General features: G+C 72.5%; 20 protein-coding genes. 2 read left to right on the forward strand and 18 right to left on the reverse strand.

Translation table 11 applies throughout. From position 1 onward, the window contains the following. Positions 1-57 precede the first annotated feature (57 nt). The 16 genes from ACYQ8Q_RS01195 to ACYQ8Q_RS01270 form a co-directional block, all read right to left on the reverse strand. The gene (locus tag ACYQ8Q_RS01195) at positions 58-3,018 is read right to left on the reverse strand and encodes a helix-turn-helix transcriptional regulator (protein WP_460060893.1); all 2,961 of its coding nucleotides are present in this window, start codon (positions 3,016-3,018) and stop codon (positions 58-60) included. A 166-nt stretch (positions 3,019-3,184) separates the two neighbouring features. Then, positions 3,185-5,305, reverse strand: coding sequence for a PQQ-dependent sugar dehydrogenase (locus tag ACYQ8Q_RS01200; protein WP_460060895.1), 2,121 nt, complete (start codon positions 5,303-5,305; stop codon positions 3,185-3,187). A gap of 33 nt (positions 5,306-5,338) precedes the next feature. Next, entirely contained in the window at positions 5,339-6,502 is a 1,164-nt protein-coding gene (locus tag ACYQ8Q_RS01205; RefSeq protein ID WP_460060897.1) for a sugar phosphate isomerase/epimerase family protein, read from the reverse strand. 58 nt (positions 6,503-6,560) lie between these two features. After that, positions 6,561-7,943 (reverse strand): nucleotide pyrophosphatase/phosphodiesterase family protein, encoded by a 1,383-nt coding sequence (locus ACYQ8Q_RS01210; protein WP_460060899.1) that lies wholly within the window; start codon positions 7,941-7,943, stop codon positions 6,561-6,563. Next, a complete protein-coding gene (gene eboE / locus ACYQ8Q_RS01215) occupies positions 7,940-9,109 on the reverse strand; it encodes a metabolite traffic protein EboE (RefSeq protein WP_460060901.1) in 1,170 nt (389 codons plus the stop codon). The genes ACYQ8Q_RS01210 and eboE overlap by 4 nt, the downstream gene beginning before the upstream one ends. Before the next feature lie 3 nt (positions 9,110-9,112). After that, entirely contained in the window at positions 9,113-9,961 is an 849-nt protein-coding gene (locus ACYQ8Q_RS01220; RefSeq protein ID WP_460060902.1) for a TatD family hydrolase, read from the reverse strand. Continuing rightward, on the reverse strand, positions 9,961-10,599 hold the full coding sequence (locus tag ACYQ8Q_RS01225; protein WP_460060904.1) for an EboA domain-containing protein: 639 nt from the start codon (positions 10,597-10,599) through the stop codon (positions 9,961-9,963). The genes ACYQ8Q_RS01220 and ACYQ8Q_RS01225 overlap by 1 nt, the downstream gene beginning before the upstream one ends. Next, complete coding sequence (locus ACYQ8Q_RS01230) at positions 10,596-11,474, reverse strand: sugar phosphate isomerase/epimerase family protein (RefSeq protein ID WP_460060905.1); 879 nt, start codon at positions 11,472-11,474, stop codon at positions 10,596-10,598. The genes ACYQ8Q_RS01225 and ACYQ8Q_RS01230 overlap by 4 nt, the downstream gene beginning before the upstream one ends. Beyond that, positions 11,471-12,397: an SCO3242 family prenyltransferase gene (locus tag ACYQ8Q_RS01235; protein WP_460073126.1), complete on the reverse strand. Its 927-nt coding sequence runs from the start codon at positions 12,395-12,397 to the stop codon at positions 11,471-11,473. The genes ACYQ8Q_RS01230 and ACYQ8Q_RS01235 overlap by 4 nt, the downstream gene beginning before the upstream one ends. Beyond that, complete coding sequence (locus tag ACYQ8Q_RS01240; RefSeq protein WP_460060908.1) at positions 12,397-13,545, reverse strand: inositol-3-phosphate synthase; 1,149 nt, start codon at positions 13,543-13,545, stop codon at positions 12,397-12,399. The genes ACYQ8Q_RS01235 and ACYQ8Q_RS01240 overlap by 1 nt, the downstream gene beginning before the upstream one ends. Positions 13,546-13,680: 135 nt before the next feature. Further along, positions 13,681-14,688, reverse strand: coding sequence for a sugar phosphate isomerase/epimerase family protein (locus tag ACYQ8Q_RS01245; protein WP_460060910.1), 1,008 nt, complete (start codon positions 14,686-14,688; stop codon positions 13,681-13,683). A 31-nt stretch (positions 14,689-14,719) separates the two neighbouring features. Continuing rightward, positions 14,720-15,934 carry a Gfo/Idh/MocA family protein gene (locus tag ACYQ8Q_RS01250; protein ID WP_460060912.1) on the reverse strand — a complete coding sequence of 405 codons (1,215 nt, stop codon included), beginning with the start codon at positions 15,932-15,934 and terminating at the stop codon, positions 14,720-14,722. Between the two features lie 67 nt (positions 15,935-16,001). Then, a complete protein-coding gene (locus tag ACYQ8Q_RS01255; RefSeq protein WP_460060913.1) occupies positions 16,002-17,048 on the reverse strand; it encodes a substrate-binding domain-containing protein in 1,047 nt (348 codons plus the stop codon). A 72-nt stretch (positions 17,049-17,120) separates the two neighbouring features. Then, complete coding sequence (locus ACYQ8Q_RS01260; RefSeq protein ID WP_460060915.1) at positions 17,121-18,149, reverse strand: ABC transporter permease; 1,029 nt, start codon at positions 18,147-18,149, stop codon at positions 17,121-17,123. After that, the gene (locus tag ACYQ8Q_RS01265) at positions 18,146-19,669 is read right to left on the reverse strand and encodes a sugar ABC transporter ATP-binding protein (protein WP_460060917.1); all 1,524 of its coding nucleotides are present in this window, start codon (positions 19,667-19,669) and stop codon (positions 18,146-18,148) included. The genes ACYQ8Q_RS01260 and ACYQ8Q_RS01265 overlap by 4 nt, the downstream gene beginning before the upstream one ends. A gap of 429 nt (positions 19,670-20,098) precedes the next feature. Beyond that, positions 20,099-21,280 carry an ROK family protein gene (locus ACYQ8Q_RS01270; RefSeq protein ID WP_460060918.1) on the reverse strand — a complete coding sequence of 394 codons (1,182 nt, stop codon included), beginning with the start codon at positions 21,278-21,280 and terminating at the stop codon, positions 20,099-20,101. Between the two features lie 201 nt (positions 21,281-21,481). Between ACYQ8Q_RS01270 and ACYQ8Q_RS01275 the strand changes: the two genes are divergently transcribed. Beyond that, positions 21,482-22,696 carry a metallophosphoesterase gene (locus ACYQ8Q_RS01275; protein ID WP_460060920.1) on the forward strand — a complete coding sequence of 405 codons (1,215 nt, stop codon included), beginning with the start codon at positions 21,482-21,484 and terminating at the stop codon, positions 22,694-22,696. A 47-nt stretch (positions 22,697-22,743) separates the two neighbouring features. Further along, a complete protein-coding gene (locus ACYQ8Q_RS01280) occupies positions 22,744-23,022 on the forward strand; it encodes a hypothetical protein (RefSeq protein WP_460060921.1) in 279 nt (92 codons plus the stop codon). A gap of 35 nt (positions 23,023-23,057) precedes the next feature. On the opposite strand, the gene ACYQ8Q_RS01285 is transcribed toward ACYQ8Q_RS01280, so the two are convergent. Both ACYQ8Q_RS01285 and ACYQ8Q_RS01290 read right to left on the reverse strand, forming a co-directional pair. After that, positions 23,058-23,231 (reverse strand): hypothetical protein, encoded by a 174-nt coding sequence (locus tag ACYQ8Q_RS01285; RefSeq protein WP_460060924.1) that lies wholly within the window; start codon positions 23,229-23,231, stop codon positions 23,058-23,060. A gap of 154 nt (positions 23,232-23,385) precedes the next feature. Next, positions 23,386-24,630, reverse strand: a complete 1,245-nt coding sequence (locus tag ACYQ8Q_RS01290) for an MFS transporter (RefSeq protein WP_460060925.1) — start codon at positions 24,628-24,630, stop codon at positions 23,386-23,388. Positions 24,631-24,725: the final 95 nt, after the last annotated feature.

A 24,725-nucleotide genomic window follows, 5' to 3' on the forward strand; every position in this document is an offset into this window, starting at 1 on the left:
CCGCGGTGGCCGGTCCGCCTGGGCACACCGGTCACCGCCGAGGGCATCCGGACCCGCTCAGTCCTGCTCCCCGCGGGTGTCCCCGAAACGGCTCCCGGTGCGGCGGCGGGCCATCAGCGCGGCCAGGGCCGTGCGCGAGGAGACCCCGGTCTTGCGGAAGGTGCGCGAGACATGGGTCTCGACGGTGCGTCGGCTGAGGTAGAGCCGGTCCGCGATGGCCTGGCTGGTGAGCCCCTGCGCCACGAGTCCGGCTATCTCCAGCTCCCGGGCGGTCAGGGAGGCCAGCCGCTCGGCGAGTTCGCCGCCGTCGGGGGAAGCGTACGGAGCCTCGGAGCCGCCACCGGGCGGACGGGTGGCGTCGGCGAGGCCGACCAGCAGGGCGCTGGCGCCCGCCTCGGCGAGCCGGCGCCCCCTGAGCCAGGCGCGCGTGCCGTCCCGGCCGCGGCCCGCCGCCGCTTCCAGCGGGGCGCCGAGCAGCAGGGAGTGGGCCTCCCAGAAGACCGCGCCGCAGCGTGCGCTCTCCGCCGCGGCCTCGGCGAACAAGTCCGCCGCCGCTGCGGTGTCCCCCTGCGCCAGCGGCAGATGCGCGGCGCTGCGCAGCGCGGACGCCCGCTGCATCGGCAGCCCCAGCTGCTCGGCCTCCTTCCGCGCGCGCTCGGCCCAGCCCCGGGCCTCCTCGGACCTGCCCGTCACCAGGGCGGACGTGACGAGGATCTCCAGGTAGAGCGGTCGCATCGAGGGCTGGATCCGCTGCAGTTCGGGGCCGCCCGCCTGCAGCATCGCGTCCCGGGCGCGGACCGGATCGCCGGCCATGAGCGCGGCCCAGCCGAAGATGCACCAGGCGGTGGAGGCCCACCAGTCGACCCCGTTGCCGGCCGCGGCCACCGCCTCCTCCGCCACGGCGAGGGGGCGCGGATCGCCTGGCGGGCAGGCGGCGACGAGCGCCGCGGCCTTGCTCGCCAGGACGAACGCGAGCAACTGGCCGCTGCCGATCCCGCGGGCGATGTCCTCGGCCCGGTCGGCGAGTTCCAGCGCCGAGGAGATCCGGCAGGTCTGGACCCGGACATGCGACAGGCACAGCAGCAGATGGGGCACGACGTAGAGCTGGCCGCTGCGGCGGGCGATGTCCAGACCGCGCTCGGCGTGCCGCTCCGCGTCCGGGTAGTGCTCCAGGAACGCCTCCGCCCAGCCGAGACGTGCCAGTGGTTCGCACAGCGCGGTGAGGTCGTTGTCGGGCAGGGAGTCGACCAGGGCGGCCGCCTGCCGGGCGAGCCGGTGCGCCGCGGCCATATTGCCTTCGTACGCCTCTCCCAGGGCGGCGACGGCGAGGACGCCCGCCTCCCCGACCTCGTCCCCCGTCGACTGCGCCGCCGTGAGAGCCGCCTCGACCTCGGTGCGCACCTGGGCGTACGAGGTGCTGCTGTCCTGGGGCGCGGCCGAGCCGAGCTCCAGGCCGAGCCGCACGACGTCGGCCGGTGCGGGGCCGCGGGCCAGCTCGCGGCGCAACAGCGCGACCGCCTCGGTGCAGCGCCCCAGATGACGCTCCACCAGCGCGCACAGGACGACCGCGCGCACCCTGAGGTCCCGGTGCTCGGCGGCGGTCGGGCCACCGGGTGACCGCTGCGGGGTGGCGATCAGCTCCTGGAGCAGGTCGCGGCTCTCGCGCAGGCCACCGCACGCGGCCAGCGCGCGGGCTCGTCGCAGGGCCAACTCGCCTCTGCGGGAGGTGTGTTCGGGCGTGTCCGGAAGGTGGCGGAGTGCCACCTCAAGCCAGTGGGCGCTGCTCGCCGGAGCCGTTCGGGCGGTTCGTGCGGCGGCCTCGTCGAGCACGGCCACCGCTGCCGGGTCCCAGGCGGTCAGCGACCGTTCCACATGGTGGGCCCGCTCGGCTGCCGGGGCGCCGACACGGGCCAGTTCCTGCGCGGCAAGCCGGTGGATCTCGACGCGCCTGAGGAAGGGCGTGCTTTCGTGGACGAGGGTGCGCACGACCGGATGGCGCAGGGTCAGCAGGCCTTGCGGGGCGGAGCGCAGCAGATCGCGGCGGGTGAGGGCGTGGATGTCGTCGGTGAACGCGGTGCCGGAGCGGCCGGTCACCCGGCTCACCATCGCCGGGGTGGCGTGCTCGCCCAGTACCGCCACGGCCTCGACGATGCCGCGCCGGGAGGGGGTGAGCACGGTGAGTTCGTCCAGCAGCAGGCTGCCGAGCCCGGGCGGCGCGGAGTACTCGGTCGGCGTGTCGCCACGGTGGGCCTGGAGGAGGGTCAGGAAGTAGAACGGGTTGCCCTCGCTCGCGGCGTACAGCGCGGCGGTCTCGGTCGGCGGCACGCTGGGGCCGGCCAGTTCGGCGCAGTCGCGGGCGCTCAGCGGTCTCAGCCCGAGTCTGACGACCCTGCCGGTGTCGAGTCCCCGGGTGAGCCCGGCGGCGAGGGACTCGGGGCTCTGGCGGTCACGGCGTGTCACGGCCAGCACGACGGGGCCGTGCAGGGGATGGCGTACGAGGTGGTCCAGCAGCTCCAGTGACGCGGAATCCGCCCAGTGCAGGTCGTCGAGGGCCAGCAGCAGCCCGGACGGGGCGGCGAGCCGGGCGAGCAGGACGGCCGTGGACCGGTGCAGCCCGAAACGGTCGGCCGCGCCGCTCCGCTGCAGGAGGGGCGCCACGGCATCCGTCTCCTGGAAGCGGTCCAGGGTGTGCGGGTCGAGGTGGGCCAGCGCGTCGGTGAACACCTGGAACGGCACCTGGCGCTCGTACTCCGTGGCCCTGCCGCGCAGAACCGTCATACCGCGTCGGTGCGCCCGCGCACAGACCTCCCCCAGCAGACGGCTCTTGCCGATGCCGGCCTCACCGGTGATGTCGACGAGTTGGGGACGGCCGCGGTCTCGGAACTCCTCGCCCCTCCCCGTGGAGCGCGCGTCGCCTGCCGTACGGTCGAGCAGCCCGTCGAGCCGGGCCAGTTCGGCGGACCTGCCGAGTAACGGAGCCCTGTACCCGCCGTCCCCAACCACCCCGTCCGCCGCCACGGTCGCCCCCTTGTCTTTACATTCCCCTCACACATCATTCTCTCCTGTTGATCGTCGCAACCGCCACGACGGCGGCATACGCGTGTGACCGCCGCTTCCTGCGAAGCGGCGGTCACACGCGTGTCGTCCGTCCGTCGTGAGCGTGGGGAGTCGAGTCGGGTGGCGGTCAGTCGGCCGGTGTCAGGGCGACCTCGGCGCTGCCGGAGAGGGACGGCAGGCCGTCCGGGGGTGAGTCCTGGTAGGTCGCGTTGAAGACCGCCTTCAGGTTGTCCGCACCGGAGTGGCCACCGTCCAGGAAGGTCTGGAACGATCCGGAGCAGCCGCTGCTCGACGACAGCGGGTGCCCGTGGGAGTCGTGGCCGAGGATGAACGAGACGGTGACCTTCGAGCAGTCCACCGGCTGGTCGTCGGTGACGTACACCTGCCAGGTGACCGTGTCGCCCCAGTGGAACGACGTCCCGCCGTGCGGGGCCGGGTCGGTGGTGAGCGAGACGACCGGTGCCTTGTTGCCGACGACGACGGGGACCGACGCGGATGCCGAGCGTCCGGTGCTGTCGGTGACCTTCAGGGTGGCGTCGAAGACGGCGTTGCTGGTGAAGGTGTGGCTCGGGTTCGCCTCCCTGGAGTCCACGGTGCCGTCGGCGTCGAAGTCCCAGGCGTAGCGCAGGGCGTCACCGTCGGCGTCCTGCGTGCCGGCGCTGGAGAACCGGACCGTCAGCGGGCTGGTGCCGTTGAGCACGTCCGCGGCGGCCTTGGGCTCGGGGGTGCGGTTGCCCCGGGTGAAGTCGATGCGGGACAGCTGGGCCTCGGGCAGCTCCGCGAAGTACCCGGTGCCGTACTCGAGGACGTACAGCGCGCCGTCCGGGCCGAACTCGGCGTCGATCGGGCCGTCCGTGGTGATCGAGGGGATCGCGTCCTCGATTTTCAGCACCTCGTTCTTGCCGCCGAGGGTGAGGGCCTTCATCTGGTCGCGGGTCCACTCGTAGAAGAGCGGCTTGCCGTCGAAGTAGCGGGGCCAGCGGTTCTCGGCCGTGTTCCGCTTGTCGTAGCGGTAGGCCGGGCCGCCCATGGGGCCGATGCCGCCCGTGCCGAGTTCGGGGAACGTGTCGGAGGCGCCGTAGCCGTAGACGATCTCCGCGTCCGTGACCGGGGGCAGCACGCTGCGGCCGGTGTTGTGGCGCGAGTCGTTGACCGGCCTGGCGCAGTCGAAGGCCCCGCTCGACTCCTGGGTGGCGAAGTCGTAGTCCTGGTAGGGCAGGTCGCGGGTCACGCAGAACGGCCAGCCGTAGTTGGCGGGGCGGTCGACGACCATCCAGCGGCCCTGGCCCGCGGGGCCGCGGTCGGGGTCGGCGTTGTCGGCGTCGGGCGAGTAGTCGCCGACGTACAGCACGCCGGTCCTGTCGTCGACGGCGAAGCGGAACGGGTTGCGCAGGCCCATGGCGTAGATCTCGGGGCGGGTCCGGGCAGTGCCCGGCGCGAAGAGGTTGCCCTTCGGGACGGTGTATCCGCCGTCGGGCTTCACCTTGATGCGCAGGACCTTGCCGCGCAGGTCGTCGGTGTTGCCGGCGGTGCGCCGCGCGTCGTAGGCCGGATTGCGGCCGGGGCGGTCGTCGATCGGGGCGTAGCCGTCGGAGGCGAACGGGTTGGAGTCGTCTCCGGTCGACAGGAAGAGGTTGCCCTTGGCGTCGAAGTCGATCTTGCCGCCGACGTGGCAGCAGATGCCGCGGTCGGCCGGTACGTCGAGGATCTTCTGCTCGGTGGCGTAGGCGAGCCTGTTGCCCACGAGCTTGAACCGCGACAGCCGGGTGACGCCCTTGTACCGGGCGAATTCCTCGGCCGTGCCGAACTGGGGTGCGTCCCCTTCGTTGACTCCCGCGGTGGCCGGGTCGTCCACGGGGGTGTCGAGGCGGGGCGAGTAGTAGAGGTAGACCCAGTGGTTCCTGGCGAAGCCGGGGTCGACGGCGATGCCCTGCACGCCTTCCTCGTCGTGCTGGTAGAGCCCGGCGGGGCTCTTCTTCATGTCGGCGGCGAGGAAGTTGACACCGCTCTTGGGGTCGTGGATCCGGACCTCTCCGGTGCGCGCCGTGTGCAGCACGCGCCGGTCGGGCAGGACGGCGAGGGCCATGGGCTCGCCCGGGCGGTCGTTGAGCGTGACCTTCTGAAAGTCCGACGCGGTCGGCGGTGCGGGGTCCGATGGGGTGGCCTGGGCTGCGGGGAGGGGCAGGAGCCCGACGGCTCCGGCCAGGGCGGCCGCCCCTACGAGGCTGACGATCCGTCTGCTGCGCACTCAGAACTCCTTTGGTCTGGGAAGGGCCGGGCGTCAGTTGCGGGTGCGCAGGGCGGCGAGGTTGTCGTAGCCGATCCGGGCGAACTCCAGGGACTGGCCGGGCGCGCTCGTGCTCGGCGCGTTGTCCTGCTCGACCATCGGGTTGTGGTGGTTCTTCGCCCCCACCCGGGTGAAGAACCTCCGGTAGTCGATGTCGCCCGTGCCGAACGGCACCATGTCGTAGCCGAGTCCGCTCTGGGGGTTGATGACGCCGTCCTTGGCGTGGAAGAGCGGGAAGCGGGGGGTGTTGCGGACCACGAGTGCGGCGGGGTCGAACACGCGCTCGCGCGGTGTGCCGTCGTGGGCGGTGTAGGTGTGGAACTTGTACTGGGCCACGTGCGCCCAGAAGACGTCCAGCTCCAGATAGACGCTCCCTCGGTCGGTCACGTTCAGGAAGTACTCCAGCTTCCGGATGCCGGAGCTGCGGGTCGGCCGGCCCTGGGCGTCGAGCGGGCCGCCGTCGAGCAGGAAGTCGTAGGCGCTGTCGTGGTTGTGGGTGTAGAGCTTGACGCCCTCGCGGCGGGCGATGGCCCCCAGGGTGTTCCACTTCTGGGCGGCGACGTCCCAGTCGGACCGGTAGGGGGTGTTCGTGGGGTCGGCGCCGGTGCCCATGTGTTCCATGCCGAGGATGTTGGTGATCTCCAGCCAGCGCTTGAAGGTGTCGAGGTCGGACGGCGTCAGCGGCCAGGACGGCGGGATGTAGCCGTGGCTGCCCTGCGCCCGCAGCCCGTAGGCGTCGAGCCAGGAGCGCAGCAGCCTGGCGCCCTTGACGGTGCCCAGGTCGGCGCCGCCGGGCGCGCCCGCGTGCTGGCCGTAGCCCGCGAACTCCACCTGGCGGTAGCCGAAGCGCGACAGCTGCTTGAAGACCTCGCGGAAGCCGGAGGGCAGATCGGAGGCGAGCGGGTCGCGGGCGATCGCGTCGCGGACGGTGTACAGGATGATGCCGCGCTTGTGCGGCGGGATCAGAGCGGAGTGACCCCGGTCGCCGTGGGCGGCCTCCGCTCTGTCCTGCGCCAGGGCGGGCGCGGCTCCGAAGACCGGGGCGGCGATCGCCGCGGCGGTGGCGGCCGTGCAGGTGCCGAGGAAGCGACGGCGGCTCACGCCGAGCGTGCGGCGCAGGGCGTCGTCGGTGACGGTTTCGTCGTGGAAAGCGGTCACAGTGGTTCTCTCCTTCTGTTTCGTCGTCACGGTGCTGCGGTGCCCGGCGGCTGCCGTCTCAGGTGAGGCCGGCGAGCCTGAGGAGCAGGGACTTCACTTCGGTGGCCGCTACGCGGCCGGATACCGCGCGGGGGGTGGAGACCAGGACGAGCGGACCTTCGTCGTCGCTCGTGGGGAGGCGGCCGTGGCTGCCGCGTACGGGTGAGGGGTCGAGGGGGACGACGGCGAGCCGGTAGCGCATGCCGAGCTTCTTGCGGGCCAGCGCCTTGGCCGCCTTGAGCCGCACGTAGGGGTCGTCGGGATCCATGAAGAGCTCGACGGGGTCGTAGCCGGGCTTGCGGTGGATCTCGACGAGCCGGGCGAAGTCGGGGGCGCGGGCGTCGTCGAGCCAGTAGTAGTACGTGAACCAGGCGTCCGGTGCGGCGACCGCGACCAGTTCGCCGGAGCGGGGGTGGTCGAGTCCGTTCGCCTTCTTGCCGTCGTCGTCGAGGATCTCGTCGAGGCCCGGCAGGTCCTCCAGCGCCTCGCGGGTGGCCGCCAGGTCCTCGGTCCGTCGGACGTAGACGTGCGCCAGCTGGTGGTCGGCGACGGCGAAGGCGCGGGACGTCATCGGGTCCAGGTACTCCATGCCGTCCTGAGTGTGGACCTCGAGCAGTCCGGCCCTGCGCAGGGCGCGGTTGATGTCGACCGGACGGCTGACGCGGGTGATGCCGTACTCGGACAGGGCCACGACCGTACGGCCCTCGGCGCGGGCGTCGTCCAGCAGCGGGCCGATGACGGCGTCGAGCTCGGCGGCGGCGCGGTGGGAGCGGGGATCGTCGGGGCCGAACCGCTGGAGGTCGTAGTCGAGATGCGGCAGGTAGCACAGGGTCAGGTCGGGCCGGCGGGTGCGCAGGACGTGGCGGGTCGCGTCCGCGATCCACCGGCTGGAGACGATGTCCGCGCCCGGTCCCCAGAAGTGGAAGAGCGGAAAGGTGCCGAACCGTGCGGTGAGTTCGTCGTGGAGGGCTGCCGGGCGGGTGTAGCAGTCGGGTTCCTTGCGGCCGTCGGCGTAGTAGATCGGCCGGGGTGTGACGGTGATGTCGGTGTCGGCGCCCATGGCGTACCACCAGCAGATGGCGGCGACGGTGTAGCCGGGGTGGGCGCGGCGGGCGGCGTCCCAGAGCTTGTCGCCGGCGACCAGGCCGTTGTGCTGGCGCCACAGCAGTACGTCGCCGAGTGCGCGGAAGTACCAGCCGTTGCCGACGATGCCGTGCTCGTCGGGGAGCGCGCCGGTGAGGAAGGTGGACTGCGCGGTGCAGGTGACGGCCGGGAGCACGGTGGACAGGGGGGCCTGCGAGCCGGAGGCCGCCAGCGCCTTGAGGCGGGGCATGTGGTCCAGGAGTCGGGGGGTGAGGCCGACGACGTCGAGGACGAGGAGCGGCGTGGGGCGTGTGCTCATGGCAGCTCCTTCAGGCCGAGGCCGGTGAGCAGGTCCCGGGCGAGGGTCAGTTCGGCGGCGATGCCGTCGACGAGCTGGGTCCTGGTGCGGGGGCGCAGCTCGGGCGGGAGGGCCTGCCAGGTGTAGGTCTCGACCTCCAGATGCCGGGTGCGCGGCTCGGCGCCTCCCACCAGCAGGGCCAGGGCCTCCTGGAGCACGTGCAGCGTGGAGGTGAGCGGTGGGGCGGGCGGGGCGTGCAGGGGGACGTGGAAGTGCGCGCGCCAGGGTGCGTCGTCGGGCAGGGCCCCGTCGGCCAGTGCCTCGCCGAGGTCGTCGGTGCCACGCAGTCCGGCGGGCGTGAGGGTGCGCGTCTGGTGCAGGAAGCGGGGTTCGGCGAAGGCGGCGAGGGCTTCGCGGACCTCCGGTCGGCGGGGCTCCTCGGCGTGCAGGGCCGCCGACAGCTGCGCTTTGGGGATGCCGATGCCAGCCGCCTCGAGCGCGGCCAGTGCCGTGGCCGGGTCCTCGAAGGAGGTGGCGAGGTGACACGTGTCGACGCATACGCCGACCCGGTCGCCGGGCAGGGCGGTGAGCGGTCCGATGGCGTCCGCGGTGGTCTCCACCGTGCACCCGGGCTCCGGTTCGAGGGCGATGCGGATCGAGTTGCCGGTCAGTTCCTCCAGCGCGTCGAGCCGTCCGGACAGCGTCGTCAGTGCCGCGGTGGCGGTGGCGGCGGCGCGCTCGTCGAAGCCGGTGCGCCAGGCGAGCGGAAGGGTGGAGACGGTCCCCTCGGTGACGTCGTCCGGCAGGAGCGCGGTCAGGAGACGGGCCAGGTCGGTGGTGTGCGCGAGGCGTTCGGGGTCGGCCCAGTCGGGCCGGTAGACGCGGTACTTGACCTCCGCGGCGCCGAACCCGTCGTAGGGGAAGCCGTTCAGGGTGACCACTTCGAGGCCGCGGTGGTCCAGTTCGGCCCGCAGTCCCCGCAGTGCCACCGGGTCGGTGATCAGCGCGCGGGCGGCGTCCTTGGCGAGCCACAGGCCGATGCCGAGGCGGTCGCGTCCCAGGCATCTGCGGACCGGCTCGCAGTGGTCGCGCAGCTGGGCGAGGACACCGTCGAGGGTTTCTGCGGGGTGGACGTTGGTGCAGTAGGCGACGTGGACGGTGGAGCCGTCGGGGTGTCGGAAGCGCATGCCCTACTCGCCCCCGCGCAGGACGGAGTTGCCCTCGTGCAGGCCCGGCGCCTGCGGCACGTCGAGCCGGAGACGGCCGCCGAGTCCGTAGAAGGCGACCGGGTTGCGCCACAGCACCCGGTCGACGTCGTCCTCGCCGAAGCCGGCCGCGAGCAGGGCGTCGGCGGTCCTGCGGGTCTTCAGCGGATCGCTCTTTCCCCAGTCGGCGGCCGAGTTGACGAGGACCTTCTCCGTTCCGTACGTCCGCAGAATCCGGACCATGCGGTCCTCGTCCATCTTGGTGTCGGGGTAGACGGAGAAGCCGAGCCAGCAGCCGCTGTCCTTCGCGTCCTCGACGGTCGTCTCGTTGAGGTGGTCGAGCAGCACCCGCTCCATGGGCAGGCCCGACTCGCGGACGACGTCGACGGTGCGGCGCAGCCCGGCGAGCTTGTCGCGGTGGGGGGTGTGGACGAGGGCGGGCAGACCGTGGTCGGCGGCGAGCTGGAGCTGGGCGGCGAGCGCCGCGTCCTCGGCGGGTGTCATGGCGTCGTAGCCGATCTCGCCGACGGCGACGACGCCGTCCTTGACGAGGTAGCGGGGCAGGGCGTCCAGGACCGGTGTGCAGCGGGGGTCGTTGGCCTCTTTGGGGTTGAGCGCGAGGGCGCAGTGGTGGGCGATGCCGTACTGGGCGGCGCGGAAGGGTTCCCAGCCGAGGAGGGCGTCGAAGTAGTCGAGGAAGCTGGCCGGGGAGGTGCGGGGCTGGCCCAGCCAGAAGGAGGGTTCGACGACGGCGCGCACCCCGGCGGCGGCCATCGCCTCGTAGTCGTCGGTGGTGCGGGAGGTCATGTGGATGTGCGGGTCGAAGATACGCATCACAGCTCCTTGGGCGCTTCGCCCGTCAGGGTCAGCACGCGACCGAGGTCGCCGGGGACGTCACGGCCGGCGGCGGTCCGCTCGGCCGCGTAGTCGCCGAGCATGCGGGCCAGTTCGGCGTCGCCGGCCGCCCGGTGCGTCCAGCGCGCGACCTCGTCGAGGGGGACGCCGGTGAACAGGCACTTCAGGACCGCGTGGCGCCAGGCGGGCGGATCGAGGTGGGCGGCGGCGTACGGGCCGACGGCGGCGCAGACCAGTCCGGTGTCGTTGCTCCGCAGGGCGTCCGCGACGAGGTGCACGGCGTGCGGTCCCTCGACCAGGGCCGGCAGGGCCAGGAGCACGGCGCGGCGTTCGGCGCCGCTGCCGTGGCGGTAGAGCCGGGTCAGGGTCTCGGCTCCTGCCCGGGCCTCGACCAGCAGCAGCGTACGGACGGCGTCCGCGTGCCGGTGGCCGCAGTGCCGTCCGGCGGCGGCGAACCGCAGCTCCCAGGGGTGGGCGAGGTACGGGGAAGGCGCGGCCGGTGGTGTTCGGGCCGCGCAGGCGGCCTCGGCCAGGGCCTCGTCGAACCAGGCGCGTGCGGTGGGGTCGGGCAGCATCGCGGCGACGGCGTCGCGGGTCCAGGGAGGGGGCTGCGTCATGACGTCGGCGCTCCCGTCGTGGCGGCGGCCGCCGTGGTCCGCAGGAACTGGAGGGAGGATCGGGCCAGTTCGGGCCCCGCGTGGGAGTGACGGGGCAGTTCTACGACGGTGAGGCCCCGGTAGTCGACGGCGGCGAGTGCGTCCAGCACGGGCGGGAAGTCGATCTCGCCGTCACCGAACGGCAGATGCTCGTGCACTCCGCGGCGCATGTCCTCGATCTGCACGTGCCGCAGCCACGGCGCGGCGGCCCGGACGCACTGCGCGGGCGGTGCCGGCTCTCCCCACTGGCAGTGTCCGATGTCGAGGGTCACGCCGAGGGCGGAAGGGTTGTCGAGCGAGGTGCGCAGGTGGTGGAAGTCGGCGAGCGTGGCGAGGAGATGGCCCGGTTCGGGTTCGATCGCCAGCGGCAGGCCGGCGGCGGCCGCGGCGTCGAGCACGGGCACGAGCGCCTCCTGGAGTCGCTCCCACGCGCTGTCGTCGTCGGTGCCGGGCGGGGTGACACCGCTGAAGCAGTGCACGGCGTGCGCCCCGAGGTCCGCCGCGACACCGACCGCCGTGATCAGCAGCCGGGTGCGGGCGGCACGCCCCGCGGGGTCCGGGTCGAGCAGCGACGGACCGTGCTTGCGGTGCGGGTCGAGCACGTAGCGGGCGCCGGTTTCGACGGTCGCGGTGAGACCGAGTGCGCCGAGCCGACGGGCCACCCGGGCGGTACGGGTGGCGAGATCGGGGGCGAGCGGGTCGAGGTGCATGTGGTCGAGCGTCAGTCCGACGCCGTCGTAGCCCAGGTCCGCGAGCAGGCCGAGGGCGTCGTGGAGTCGGAGGTCGGTGAGGCCGTTGGTGCCGTAACCGAGGCGGAGTCGCTGCCGGGGGCTCATGTGGGACTCACCTTCCGTGCGAGTGCGCGGGCCACGGGTGCGAGGCCCAGTACGGCGAGAGCGGTGCCGTTCGCCCCGGCCCGGGCGGCGAGCGCGGCCTGGAGCGGGATCAGGGCGCGGATCCCACCGGCGACGGCCCGCCGGGTGAGGGGCGGGGACGGGTTGAGGGCGGCGTGCAGGCTGGGTACGGCGGCCGTGCGGACGTACGCGGCGGCCGCCCAGGCCGGGACGATCCCCGTCGACGCACCGGTCCGTGCCGTCAGCAGGCCGAGCGCGGTCGTGGCACCGGCGGCGGCGAGGGGTGCGAGCGTCGAACCGCCGTGCTCCTCGTGCCGCGAGACGGCCGTCACCGCGTAGGTGTGAGCGGCCAGCGCGAGGGCGGAGCCGGCGGTGCGGAGGGCGGGTGCGGGCGATGCCGTGCCGGCGGCCCTTCGGCGGGAGCGCGTCGCGTCGGGGACCGTCGCGGTGGCCGTGGCGCCGAGCAGCAGGTCCAAGGCGCGGGCCGCGGCCATCGCCGCCGGGGCCGCGGGGGTGTGCTTGGCCCCGAGGTCGTAGGCCCAGACGGTGGCGGTCAGGGCCGACGCCGCCACGAGTGCGGGGCGGCCGGCACGGGCGGCGCACGTCAGGCCCGCCGCGGTCAGGAGTCCGGCCGCGGCCAGCGCCGCCGTCGGGGAGATACGGCCGGAGGGGACGGGTCGATGGGGACGGTCGACGGCGTCCTCGTCGCGGTCGGCCCAGTCGTTGAGCGCCATGCCCGCCTGGTAGAGGCAGAGCGAGGCGCAGACGGCGTACGCCGTGCCCCGGTGGGGCCGCAGCCCGGCGGCCGCGGCACCGGCGAGGGCGTCACCGGGCACGGTGAACAGCGCGGGGGCACGGAGGAGTTCGGCCCAGTCCCGCAGCCGCGCCCACGTGGCGGGCCGGATCACCGCGCCTCCCGCAGCCGGTCCGCGAACGCCAGCAACGCGGCGAACTGCTCCGACAGGGCCGACGGGCCGGCGTCGGGGTCCTTGAAGTAGAAGCCCAGTTCCGGAAGCGGTCCGGACAGGCCCGCCTCGTGGGCGCGGGCGACCAGTCGGGCCAGGTCCAGGACGAGCGGTGCGGCCAGGGCCGAGTCGCAGCCCTGCCAGATGGTCTGGAGGATCATGCGCGAGCCGAGGAAGCCCTCGAAGGCGATGTGGTCCCAGGCGGTCTTCCAGTCGCCGAGCACCGGTACGTCGTCGATGTGCACCTCGCCCTGCGGCGTGTGCCCGAGGGTCTCGGTCAGGACGCGTTCCTTGCCGGCGTTCTTCGCCGCCGCCGCGCCCGGGTCGGCCAGCGCCGCCCCGTCGCCGCCGCCCAGCAGATTGGTGCCGGACCAGGCCCGTACCGCCAGGGCGCGCTGGACGAACATCGGGGCGAGCACGGCCCGCAGCAGCGTCTGGCCGGTCTTGCCGTCCCGCCCCGCGTGGGGAAGCCCGCCGGCCGCCGCGGCGCGGGTGAGGGCCGGGGTGCGCAGCCCGGTGGACGGTGTGAAGTTGACGTAGGGGCAGCCGGCGCGGACGGCCGCGGCCGCGTAGAGGGAGCTGGGCGGCAGCCGTACGGCGTCGGGCGCGGGCGGCGGCTCCGTGGAGGAGACGTTGACGACGACCACCCGGGCCAGTGCGTGGCGCACCCGGAACGCGGTGAGGTCCGCGGTGAAGTCCGCGATGAGTTCCTCGTCGCCGCGGGTGTCGTCCGGGAGGGGGCCGCCGAGCCGTATCTCCTCGTCCGCCACCTGGAGTTCGGCCCGCACGGCGGGGGCGAGGCCGTACGGCAGGACGCCCGCCGCGGTGAGGTGTTCGGCTCGCTTGGGCAGCGGACCGTGGGCGGTGTCGTGGCCGCCGAAGACGAGTGAGGGCAGGGCCGGCAGACCGGTGCCGTCGAACGGTGGGGTCTCGGTGACCATGCCGGTCGGCGGATGCAGTCCGGCGGTGACCGCCGCGCATCCGGCGACGGCAGTGGTGGCCACCGATCCGCGGGCTCCGACGAACCAGACTCCGGTCCGGGGCTCCGATGCGTTCCCGTCGTGGGTCACGGGCTGCCTCCCTGCCATGTCGATGTTCCGGTGCGGTGAGAAGAACGAGTGATGTCCGAACGCTCGGCGAAGACGGATCAGGGCAGCGCGGACCGGCCCGGCGGCGCTCGGCTCTCGGCTCTCGGCGTCGGGGGAATTCAGCTACGGTCCGGCCTAGTCGCCGGCGCCCCCGAAGGCCGCGTCGAAGGACGCCGCGGGCGGGTCGAAGTCGAACTGCTTCAGATGGGCGAGCGCGCGCGGCGCGCCGACGAGGCGGTCCATGCCGGCGTCCTCCCACTCCACGGAGACCGGACCGTCGTAGCCGATCGAACGCAGCATCCGGAACACGTCCTCCCAGGGGACGTCACCGTGCCCGGCGGAGACGAAGTCCCAGCCGCGCCGCGGATCCCCCCAGGGCAGATGGGAGCCGAGCCGCCCGCCTCGCCCGTCCAGGCGCTTGCGGGCCTCCTTGCAGTCGACGTGGTAGATCCGGTCCCGGAAGTCGTAGAGGAAGCCGACCGGGTCCAGGTCCTGCCAGACGAAGTGGCTGGGGTCGAAGTTGAGGCCGAAGGCCGGCCGGTTGTCCACCGCCTCCAGGGCGCGTGCGGTGGTCCAGTAGTCGTAGGCGATCTCACTCGGATGGACCTCGTGGGCGAAGCGCACGCCCTCGGTGTCGCAGACGTCCAGGATGGGGTTCCAGCGCTCCGCGAAGTCCTCGTAGCCGCGTTCGATCATCCGCTCCGGTACCGGGGGGAACATCGCCACCAGATGCCAGATCGACGATCCGGTGAAGCCGACGACCGTGTCGACGCCGAAGGCGGCCGCGGCCCGTACCGTGTCCTTGATCTCGGCCGCGGCCCGCCGCCGTACGCCTTCCGGCTCCCCGTCGCCCCAGATGCGGGCGGGCAGAATCCCCTGGTGCCGTTCGTCGATGGGGTGGTCGCAGACGGCCTGGCCGACGAGATGGTTCGAGATCGCCCAGCAGCGCAGGCCGTACTTCTCCAGCAGGGCGTGCCGGCCGGCCAGGTAGCCGGGATCGGCCAGGGCCTTGTCGACCTCGAAGTGGTCGCCCCAGCAGGCGAGTTCGAGGCCGTCGTAGCCGAACTCGGCGGCCAGCCGGCAGACCTCCTCCAGCGGCAGATCGGCCCACTGACCGGTGAACAGGGTGAACGGGCGTGCCATGGTGCCTCCCAACGGGGTCCCTGCCGGTTCCCTAACGGACTTCGGCCTCGACGGCCTGGACGGGTGTGTAGACGGAGTTCTTCTGCGCGCTCTCCTCCACCGCGGCGAGCACCCGCTGCACCTGCAGACCGTCGGCGAACGACGGCATCGGGTCGGTGCCGGACGCGATGGCCTCGACCAGGTCGCGGGCCTGGTGGGCGAAGGTGTGCTCGTAGCCGAGCGCGTGGCCCGGCGGCCACCAGCCCTCCAGGTAGGGGTGCTCGGGCTCGGTGACGACGATCCTGCGGAACCCCGCCGTGGCGGCCGGCTCCCGGTGGTCCAGGAACTGCAGTTCGTTGAGCCGTTCCAGGTCGAAGGCGAGCGAGCCGGACGCGCCGTTCACCTCCAGCCGCAGGGCGTTCTTGCGTCCCGAGGCCATCCGGGTCGCCTCGAACGTGGCGAGCGCCCCCGAGGCGAGCCGACCGGTGAAGACGGCCGCGTCGTCCACCGTCACCGGACCGCGCCGGGTGCCGCCGGCAGCGGTCAGGCCGGAGGAGGCGCCGTCGAGGCGGGGGCGTTCCTTGACGAAGGTCTCCAGCTGGGCGGAGACGCCGACCAGCGGCTCACCCGTCAGATACTGCGCGAGGTCGACGATGTGCGCGCCGAGGTCGCCGAGCGCCCCCGATCCCGCGTGTTCCCGCTGCAGCCGCCAGGTCAGCGGGAAGTCGGGGTCGACCAGCCAGTCCTGGAGGTAACCGACCCGCACATGGCGCAGTGTGCCGAGCCTGCCCTCGGCGATGAGCCGGTGAGCGTAGGTGAGGGCGGGAACGCGCCGGTAGTTGAAACCCACCATGGCCAACTGCCCGCGTGAGCGGGCCGCTTCGGCGGCGGCGACCATGGCTTCCGCTTCGGCGACCGAGTTGGCCAGCGGCTTCTCGCAGAGCACGTGCTTGCCCGCCTCCAGGGCCGCGATCGCGATCTCCGCATGGCTGTCGCCCGGTGTGCAGATGTCGACGAGGTGCACATCGTCGCGGGCCACGAGGGCGCGCCAGTCGGTCTCCGCCGCGGCCCAGCCGTGCTTGTCGGCCGCCGCCCGCACCGCGTGCGCGTCACGGCCGGCGATCGCGGCCAGGACCGGCCGCAGCGGCAGGTCGAACACGTGCCCAACGGTGCGCCACCCTTGTGAGTGCGCGGCTCCCATGAACGCGTAGCCGACCATGCCCACACCGAGTGCCGGCGGTGCGGTCCGACCGTCCCTCTGTTCCATACGGATTCCTCCACGTCGGAGTGTCAGTGACTCGTCGCTGAGTGCGCGGGCGCGCGGCCCGGACCGGTCAGATGAAGCCGGTCGGCAGGTACTGGCCGACGTTGTCCTTGGTGACCACGGCCGAGTAGAGCGTCAGGGAGGAGGGGATCTCGAACTCGGCGAGGCCGCCGACACCCTTGCCCTGGCCGAGCGCCCGGGCGAGATCGATGGCGGAGGCGGCCATCGTCGGCGGGTACAGGACGGTCGCCTTGAGCACGCCGTCGTCGGCCTTGATGGCGTCCATCGCGGACTTGGCCCCCGCGCCGCCGACCATCAGGAAGTCGTCGCGGCCGGCCTGGTCGATGGCGCGCAGCGCGCCCACGCCCTGGTCGTCGTCGTGGTTCCACAGCGCGTCGAACCGCGACTGGGCCTGCAGCAGTTGCGCCATCTTGGCCTGGCCGGACTCGACCGTGAAGTCGGCCGCCTGGCGGGCCACCTTCTTGATGTTGGGGTAGTTCTTCAGGGCGTCGTCGAAGCCCTTGGTGCGCTGCTGGGTCAGTTCGAGGTTGTCGAGGCCGGCGAGTTCGACGACCTTGGCGTTCGGCTTGTCCTTGAGCCGTTCGCCGATGAAGTGGCCGGCGTTGAGACCCATGCCGTAGTTGTCGCCGCCGATCCAGCAGCGGTACGCCTGGGGGGAGGCGAAGACGCGGTCCAGGTTGATGACGGGGATGCCGGCCTTCATCGCCTGCAGGCCGACCTGGGTGAGCGCCTTGCCGTCGGCCGGCAGGATCACCAGGACGTCGACCTTCTTGTTGATCAGTGTCTGGATCTGGCCGATCTGCTGGGCGATGTCGTTGGAGCCCTCGGTGATCTCCAGCGTGACGTCGGAGTACTTCTCGGCCCGCGACTTGGCGTTGTCGTTGATGGCGTTGAGCCAGCCGTGGTCGGCCTGGGGGCCGGCGAAGCCGATGGTGACGGCCTTGCCCGGCTTGTCATCGGCGGCCGGGGCGTTGTCCGCGGCCTGTTCCTGCTTGGCGGGCTCATTGCTGGTGCAGGCCGTCAGCAGCGCGCCGGCGGAAACGGCCGCGGTGCCGAACAGCAGTGCCCTGCGGCTGGTGGAGGGGATTCTTGCCATGGCGGATCGACCCTTCGACTGGGCGGTGCGCGTCGGACGGGGAGGGAAGGTGAGGGGTGCCGTACGGCGGTGTCAGGTGTCGCCGTGCGCCGAGCGGCGCTGGACCAGGACGGCGGCGACGATGATGGCGCCCTTCGCGATCTGCTGGACAGCGGTCTCGAGGTTGTTCAGGGCGAAGATGTTGGTGATCGTGGTGAAGACCAGGACACCGAGGACGGAGCCGAGGATGGTGCCGCGACCGCCGCTGAGCAGGGTGCCGCCGATGATGGCCGCGGCGATGGCGTCCAGTTCGTAGAGGTTGCCGTTGGTGTTCTGACCCGAGCCGGCGAGCACGATCAGCATGAACGCGGCGATACCGCAGCACAGTCCGGACAGCAGGTACAGGTACAGACGCTGGCGGCGTACGTCGATGCCGGCGAGGCGGGCCGCTTCCGCGTTGCCGCCGACCGCGACGGTGCGCCGGCCGAAGGTGGTGCGGTTGAGCAGCAGCCAGCCGATGACGGTGACCGCGGCGAAGATCAGGACGAGGGGCGGGATGCCGAGCACGTAGGCGTCCCTGGCGCCGAGATCGAGCACGGATCCGACGGTCACGATCTGGGTGCTGCCGTCGGTGATCTGCAAGGCCAGGCCGCGGGCGGAGGCGAGCATGGCCAGCGTCGCGATGAACGGCACCATCCTGCCGTAGGCGATCAGCAGACCGTTCACGAGACCACAGCCCACACCGACGGTGACCGCGGTGAAGAGGATGCCCGCGAAGCCGAACTCCTGTGTGGCCACGGTCGTCGCCCACACCGAGGCGAGCGCCACGATCGCGCCGACCGACAGGTCGATCCCGCCGCTGGTGATGACGAACGTCATGCCGACGGTGACGACGCCGATCACGGACGCCTGGGTGAGGACGAGCTGGAGATTGCTCGTCGCCAGGAACGCGTCCGGTGCGGTGATCCCGCCGACCGCGACGAGGACGGCGAGGACACCGAGCAGGGACAGACTGCGCACGTCCCACCGCAGCCCGAGTCGGTGCGCACTCCCCTTTCCCCCGGTGGACTTGGCGGCGGACGTCGCCGCTTCCTGCTGCGCCGCGGTGACCGGCTGCGTCATGGCGTCGGACTCCCTTCCATCACAAGGTCGAGTACACGGTGCTCGTCGAGCTCGCGGGCGTCGGCCGTGTGCACGACGCTGCCTTCCCGCAGGACCAGCACCCGGTCGGCGAGACCCAGCACCTCGGGCACCTCGCTGGACACGAGGAGCACGGCGAGGCCCTCGTCGGCCAGTCGGCGGATCACCGCGTAGAGCTCCGCCCGGGCGCCGATGTCGACACCCCTGGTCGGCTCGTCCAGCAGCAGCACCTTGCAGCCCCGCAGCAGCCAGCGTGCGAGGACCGCCTTCTGCTGGTTGCCGCCGGACAGCGTCCTGACCGCGGCATCGGGATCGTCCGGCCGCAGGGACAGTTCCCGGACCGCCCGGTGTGCCGCGGCCCGCTCGGTACGCCGGTCGAGCCAGCCCGCGCGGGCGAACCGGGACAGGGTGGAGACCGAGACGTTGCTGCTGACGGACTCCAGCATCAGCAGTGCCTGCGCCTTGCGTTCCTCGGGCGCGAGGCCGATGCCCGCGCGGACGGCGGCGCGGACGCTTCCGGGGCGCAGGGGGGTGCCGTCGACGAGGACACGGCCGCCGTCGGGCCTGCGGGCTCCGTAGACCGTCTCCAGGATCTCGCTGCGCCCGGACCCGACGAGCCCGGCCAGACCGACGATCTCACCGGGCCGCAGCTCCAGGTCGACGGGCGCGAACTCCCCCCGTCGGACCAGCCCTTCGACCTGCAGCACCGGTTCTCTCCCGGCGGCGAACCCGGCTTCGGGGCGTTCGGGGAAGACGTACTCCACCTTCCGCCCGGTCATCAGCGCCACGATCTCGTCGGTCGGAGTCGACTCGGCGGGCAGACCGCCCGCGACCGACCGGCCCTCCTTGAGGACCGTGACCCGCTCGCCGATGCGCCGGATCTCCTCCAGACGGTGGGAGATGTAGACGACGGCGACACCGTCGGCCGTCAGATCGCCCACGATCCTGAAGAGGTTGTCCACCTCCTCGGGGTCGAGCGCCGCCGACGGCTCGTCCATCACGATCAACCGGACGTCGTGGGACAGCGCGCGGGCCATCGAGACGATCTGCTGCTGTGCCGCGGACAGTTCGCCGACGAGCCGCGCGGGGCCGATCTCCGCGTGCCCGAGGCGTCGCAGCAACCGCGCGGTCGCCGTGCGGGCGGCGGATCCGCGGACGACGAACCCGGCGGAGGTGGGTTCGTGCCCGAGGAAGACGTTCTCCGCGACGGACAGTCCCTCGATGAGATCGAGTTCCTGGTAGATGGTGGCGATGCCGAGACGCATGGCGGCGATCGGGGACCCCAGGGTCACGGGCGCGCCCTGCCAGGTGATCTCGCCGCCGTCGGGCTGATGGGCGCCGGCGAGTACTTTGATCAGGGTGGACTTGCCGGCCCCGTTCTGGCCGAGCAGGCAGTGGACTTCACCGGCCTGGACCTCGAGATCCACGCCGTCCAGGGCGCGGACACCCGGGAACGACTTGGTGATACCGGACATGGTGAGCAGGGGTGGTTGTGGTGCCATGAGGAATCCCCTCGGCGGGTGCGGGGCCGTGAGCGGGCAGGGCCGGGCGCGGTGGTTCGGGTACCTGGGCGGCTCTGGAGAGCCCCTGGCGTCGTATGCGCCGGGGCGTACGGGCTGAGCAGGGCACGGCAGCGCGCGGCAGGGCAGGGCCTGAGGGCCTTGCGGCCGTTGCGGTGGTCGGAGCCGGCCGCCGAGGTGTCATACGGTGTCTGCGGCGGGGCCGGCTGTGGAGGGTGCGGCGGCTCTATGGGATGTCGCTGTGCCTCAAGGGGTCTTGCGAAGGCTCCGTGGGGTCACCGAGGCGCGATGGGGCGGCGGTGACGCCGGTGGGGTCGCAGTGACACGTGGTCGGGGTGACGTCGTGGGTGGTTTCCCGTGGCGCAGGTGATGTTGTTCCGTCCTTCCGGCGCCCACGGGGTCGGGTAGAGGTCAGGCCGGTGAGAACACGTGGTCGCTGATGAGCCGGGCCGCGCCGATGACTCCGGCTGCCGGTCCCAACTCACCCAGTACGATCGGCAGGTTGCGGGTGGCGAGCGGCAGGGACTGCCGGTACACCTGGGTCCGGACACTGGCCAGCAAGGTGTGCCCGAGCCCGGTCACACCGCCGCCGATCACCACCAGCCCCGGGTTGAAGAAACTGACGAGCCCGGCGATGACCTGCCCCAGGCGCTTTCCGCCCTCCCGGATCAGGTCGAGAGCCACCGGGTCCCCCGCTGCCGCGGCGGCCGACACGTCCTCGGCCGTCAGACGCCCGGCCGTCTCCAGCCTGGCGGCGAACTGCGCCGACCGGCCCTCACGCGCGGCATGCTCCGCGTCGACGGCCAACGCGGCACCGCTGAAGTGGGCTTCCAGGCAGCCGCGGTTGCCGCAGGCGCACGTGCGGCCTTCCGGCTCCACCTGGATATGACCGATGTCGCCGGCGCTGCCCGTCGTCCCGCGGTAGACCTCGCCGCCGACGACGATGCCGCAGCCGATGCCGGTACCGATCTTGACGCACAGGAAGTCGCCCACGGAGCGTGCGACGCCCGCGTGCTGCTCCCCCATCGCCATCAGGTTCACGTCGTTGTCGACCATGACCGGGCAGCCCAGTTCCTGGCTGAGCGCCTCCCGGACCGGGAAGCCGTCCCAGCCCGGCATGATCGGCGGCGCGACCGGTACGCCCTCGGGGAAGCGGACCGGTCCCGGGACGCCGATGCCGGCGCCGTCGAAGCCCTCCGCGACACCGGAGGCCTTCAGCTTGGCAGCCATCGACAGCACCTGCTCGAAGACCGCCACCGGCCCCTCTCGGACGTCCATGGGCTGAGTCAGATGCCCGAGGACCTCCAACTCCGCGTTGGTCACGGCGACATCGACCGACGTGGCGCCGATGTCGACGCCGAGGAAGCGCAGCGTGGGCGCCAGCCGGATGTTGTGCGACCGCCGGCCGCCCCGGGAGGGGGCCAGTCCGTCCGCGACCACCAGTCCCGTCTCGAGCAGCCGGTCCACTTCCACGGCCAGCTTCGAGCGGGACAGGTCCACGAGATCGCCCATCCGGGCGCGAGAGTTGGACCCGTTGTCACGCAGGAGACGGAGCAGCCGCGCCTGATGCGCGTTCTCAGGTCGAGCGGTCATCCGCCTCACGATCCCTCCCCTCTCCGCTGCCTGTGTCATCAGGCCGTTGGAGAGGAACGTAACAACGATTGTCCAACCTGTGAAGTAGTTGCGCAGCGATAGGGTGCCACTTTCTCCACCCGCAGGACAAAGTCGGTAACAGGTCAGACTCGGCAACCGGATACAGTGCGCGAGACGGCAGCCCGGTCAGGGAGGGGAAACGTGACCGACACCAGCGACACCCGGCCCGCCGAGGGGCAAGCGCAAGTGGCGCGGCCGAGTCGACTGCACCGCCTGATGCGCTACCTCCCCCTGATCGCCCCCGTGCTGCTGTGGGTCGTGCCCTGCGGGGTGCTCCTGTACGGCGGCCAGCACTGGCCGCTGCCCGTCACCCTGGTCGGCACCGCCCTGTTCGCCCTCGGCCTCGTCGGCATGCCGCTCGCGATGGTGCGCGGCCACGGCCGGCGCCAGCAGGACCGGGCGGCGATCGTCGGCGACTCCCTGCTGGGGACCAGCTGGATCCTGTTCACCTGGTCCGTTCTGCTCGGCGTCCTCCTGCGGCTCGCCCTGACCGTGGCCGGCGTCGGCGAGAGCCAGGACCGGGCCCGGATCGTCACCTGGGCCGTCCTCGGCGTCACCGCCGTACTGCTCGCCTGGGGGTACGCAGAGGCCCGCCGGGTGCCCCGCGTGCGCCGAGTCGACGTACAACTTCCGCGGCTGGGTGCCGGGTTGGACGGCCTGCGGGTCGTCCTCATCACCGACACCCACTACGGCCCGCTCGATCGCGCCCGCTGGTCGGCACGGGTGTGCGACACGGTGAACACCCTGGACGCCGACCTGGTCTGCCACACCGGCGACATCGCGGACGGCACGGCCGAACGCCGCCGCGCCCAGGCCGTGCCCCTCGGCACGGTGCGGGCGACCCGGGCCCGTGTCTACGTCACCGGCAACCACGAGTACTACAGCGAGGCCCAGGGCTGGGTCGACCTGATGGACGAGCTGGGCTGGGAGCCGCTGCGCAACCGCCATCTGCTGCTCGAACGCGGGGGCGACACCCTCGTGGTCGCCGGCGTGGACGACGTCACCGCTGAGTCCTCCGGCCTGGCGGGCCACCGCGCCCACCTCGCCGGAGCCCTGAACGGCGCGGACCCCGACCTGCCCGTCCTGCTCCTGGCACACCAGCCCAAGTTCGTCGACCGGGCGGCGGCCGCCGGCATCGACCTCCAGCTCTCCGGCCACACCCACGGCGGCCAGATCTGGCCCTTCCACCACCTGGTCCGCCTCGACCAGCCCGCCCTCGCCGGCCTCAGCCGGCACGGCACCCGCACCCTCCTCTACACCAGCCGCGGCACCGGCTTCTGGGGCCCGCCGTTCCGCGTCTTCGCCCCCAGCGAGATCACCCTGCTCGTGCTCCGCTCCCCGGACACGACGACCTGAGACCACCCGGGATGAGGGATCAGAGACACGCGCCGAGACAGGGAGCCATGGCCGTCACCTACTTGATGCTCGCGCGGTTGCCTGAAGGGGGCTTGGACGCCTTCGACGCCTATGAGCGGGCTGTCCTGCCCCTCCTCGCCGAGTACGGAGGGCGTCTTGAGCGCCGCCTGCGCACTCTGGACGATCAGGTCGAGGCCCATCTCCTGGCCTTTCCCAGCAGCGAGGATCTCGCCGCCTACCGGGCGGATCCCCGGCGTTCCGCCGCCGCACCACTGCTGGAGGCGTCCGGGGCAGCGGTCGAACTGCTCGCGGTGCGCGACGTTTAGACGCGGCGCGGGAAACGCCGCAGGGCAGGTGCCCATCAGTAGCGGCCGGTTCCGACGGTGTCGTCCCGGTAGAAAGTGATGTCGACGTCTTCTCCGAGATGGCCCACGGCGTCGTTGTCGACGCTGCTGAAGACGAGGTTGTTGTCGGCTCTGCCGAAAGTGTCCGGTCCGACGATCGCGTCCCGGGTGAGCCCCGGCCGAGTCGCCATCCGGTCTGCCGGTAGCCGCGAAGCAGGCCTTGCACGCGCTATCCGACGATTCATCCGAGCCCCCCCCCGTGAAGCGACCATGCCATGTCGAGCTCGACGTGGGTGCACCGTAGGGGACCGAATCGGTTCAGGCCATGTCCGATCCGGCCAACCTTCACGCATTCTCCATACTCCGGCCGCGATGGCTGGAGGACGTCACGTCCTTCTCGGTGGCGACCGCGGAGGCGGAGAGGAGTGTCGTGGCGGCGAGGCTCCCCCAGAGGGCGGTGGGGCCGTGGGGTGCGAGAGCGGTGATGACCGCCGGGGAGACGGCGAGGCCGAAGCCCGTGGAGAGTTCGAAGCGGGCGAGGGCGCGCCCGAGGACATGGGCCGGGGCCAGTGCGGTGACGAGCGCGGTGGCGCTGCCGGCGTAGATGATCTCGCCGAGGGTGCAGACCACGGACACCGTGGCGACGGCCGGCGCCCCCCAGCCGTGTCCCAGTGAGGTGGCCGCGAGGAATCCGAGGTAGGACACGGCCAGCACCACGCCGGAGAGGGCCAGCACGGTCCGCCGGGAGAAGCGGGACATGAGGACGGTGACCGGCACCTGCAGGGTGACGACCAGTACGGTGTTGGCCACGAAGACGGCCGCCGGCCACACCGGGGAGGCGTGCAGCTGGGTCACCAAGACCAGGGGGAGCGCGATTTCGGGGACGTTGAGGCAGAAGACGTAGACCACGTTGGCGGCCAGCAGCGCGCGCATCCGGGGCGCGGGCCCGTCGGGCCCGTCGGGCGCGTCCTGGGCCGGGGAGGCCGCCGGCTGCGCGTGCAGGTGGACCGACGACGCCAGGGCGGCCGCGGCAAGGTAGGCCAGCCCGGTGACGGCCGCCAGCGCCCGCAGCGCGGTGGTGCCGCCCGCCAGGCATACGGTGGCGATGAGCGCGCCCACCCCCAGAGCGGCGTTGCGCAGGGCGCGGGCCGCCGCGAGGGCGGTGTCGCGTTCCCGCCCGTGGGCGACGGTGGCCACGAGCGCCGCGTGGGCGGCCGGCCAGGTCTGGTTGCCGATGCCGAGGAAGAGTGCCGCCGTCGCGAAGAGCCACACGTGCCCCGCCGGGGCGGCCAACAGCAGGGCCACGCCGAGCACCCGTACCAGCATCGACGCCGCCACGACCGTGCTGCGCGCGCCGCGGTCGAGCCATCGGCCCACCGCGGGCAGGCACACCAGACCCGCGACGATGCCGGCTGTCATGGCGGCGCCGGTGACCGGTGCGGACAGCCTCAGCACCGTCAGGCCGTAGAGCAGCAGAAAGGGCCGCAACAGGCCGGTGCCCAGAGCGTCCACGGCCAGGGCGACGGCATAGCGGGGGCCGCCGAAGGCGCGGACGAGGGCGCGGGGCTGGATTCCGGTGAGGGGTGCCATGGCGTCAGACGGTGCGTCCGGCCGCCGGGGCGGGGCACGTGGGTTGACACAGATCGTCAATCGGCGCCGTTGCCGGGCCGCCGTGGCGGTGATGA

It is taken from the genome of Streptomyces sp. YKOK-I1 (assembly GCF_054660435.1).

Bases quoted from the DNA above. Each gene is read 5' to 3' on its own strand.
- ACYQ8Q_RS01285 (WP_460060924.1), bottom strand. From the start codon at position 23,231: ATGGCGACTCGGCCGGGGCTCACCCGGGACGCGATCGTCGGACCGGAC.
- ACYQ8Q_RS01280 (WP_460060921.1), top strand. From the start codon at position 22,744: ATGGCCGTCACCTACTTGATGCTCGCGCGGTTGCCTGAAGGGGGCTTG.
- ACYQ8Q_RS01225 (WP_460060904.1), bottom strand. From the start codon at position 10,599: ATGACGCAGCCCCCTCCCTGGACCCGCGACGCCGTCGCCGCGATGCTG.
- ACYQ8Q_RS01265 (WP_460060917.1), bottom strand. From the start codon at position 19,669: ATGGCACCACAACCACCCCTGCTCACCATGTCCGGTATCACCAAGTCG.
- ACYQ8Q_RS01270 (WP_460060918.1), bottom strand. From the start codon at position 21,280: ATGACCGCTCGACCTGAGAACGCGCATCAGGCGCGGCTGCTCCGTCTC.
- eboE (WP_460060901.1), bottom strand. From the start codon at position 9,109: ATGCGCTTCCGACACCCCGACGGCTCCACCGTCCACGTCGCCTACTGC.
- ACYQ8Q_RS01210 (WP_460060899.1), bottom strand. From the start codon at position 7,943: ATGAGCACACGCCCCACGCCGCTCCTCGTCCTCGACGTCGTCGGCCTC.
- ACYQ8Q_RS01245 (WP_460060910.1), bottom strand. From the start codon at position 14,688: ATGGCACGCCCGTTCACCCTGTTCACCGGTCAGTGGGCCGATCTGCCG.
- ACYQ8Q_RS01290 (WP_460060925.1), bottom strand. From the start codon at position 24,630: ATGGCACCCCTCACCGGAATCCAGCCCCGCGCCCTCGTCCGCGCCTTC.
- ACYQ8Q_RS01220 (WP_460060902.1), bottom strand. From the start codon at position 9,961: ATGCGTATCTTCGACCCGCACATCCACATGACCTCCCGCACCACCGAC.
- ACYQ8Q_RS01240 (WP_460060908.1), bottom strand. From the start codon at position 13,545: ATGGCAGGGAGGCAGCCCGTGACCCACGACGGGAACGCATCGGAGCCC.
- ACYQ8Q_RS01255 (WP_460060913.1), bottom strand. From the start codon at position 17,048: ATGGCAAGAATCCCCTCCACCAGCCGCAGGGCACTGCTGTTCGGCACC.
- ACYQ8Q_RS01250 (WP_460060912.1), bottom strand. From the start codon at position 15,934: ATGGAACAGAGGGACGGTCGGACCGCACCGCCGGCACTCGGTGTGGGC.
- ACYQ8Q_RS01260 (WP_460060915.1), bottom strand. From the start codon at position 18,149: ATGACGCAGCCGGTCACCGCGGCGCAGCAGGAAGCGGCGACGTCCGCC.
- ACYQ8Q_RS01230 (WP_460060905.1), bottom strand. From the start codon at position 11,474: ATGAGCCCCCGGCAGCGACTCCGCCTCGGTTACGGCACCAACGGCCTC.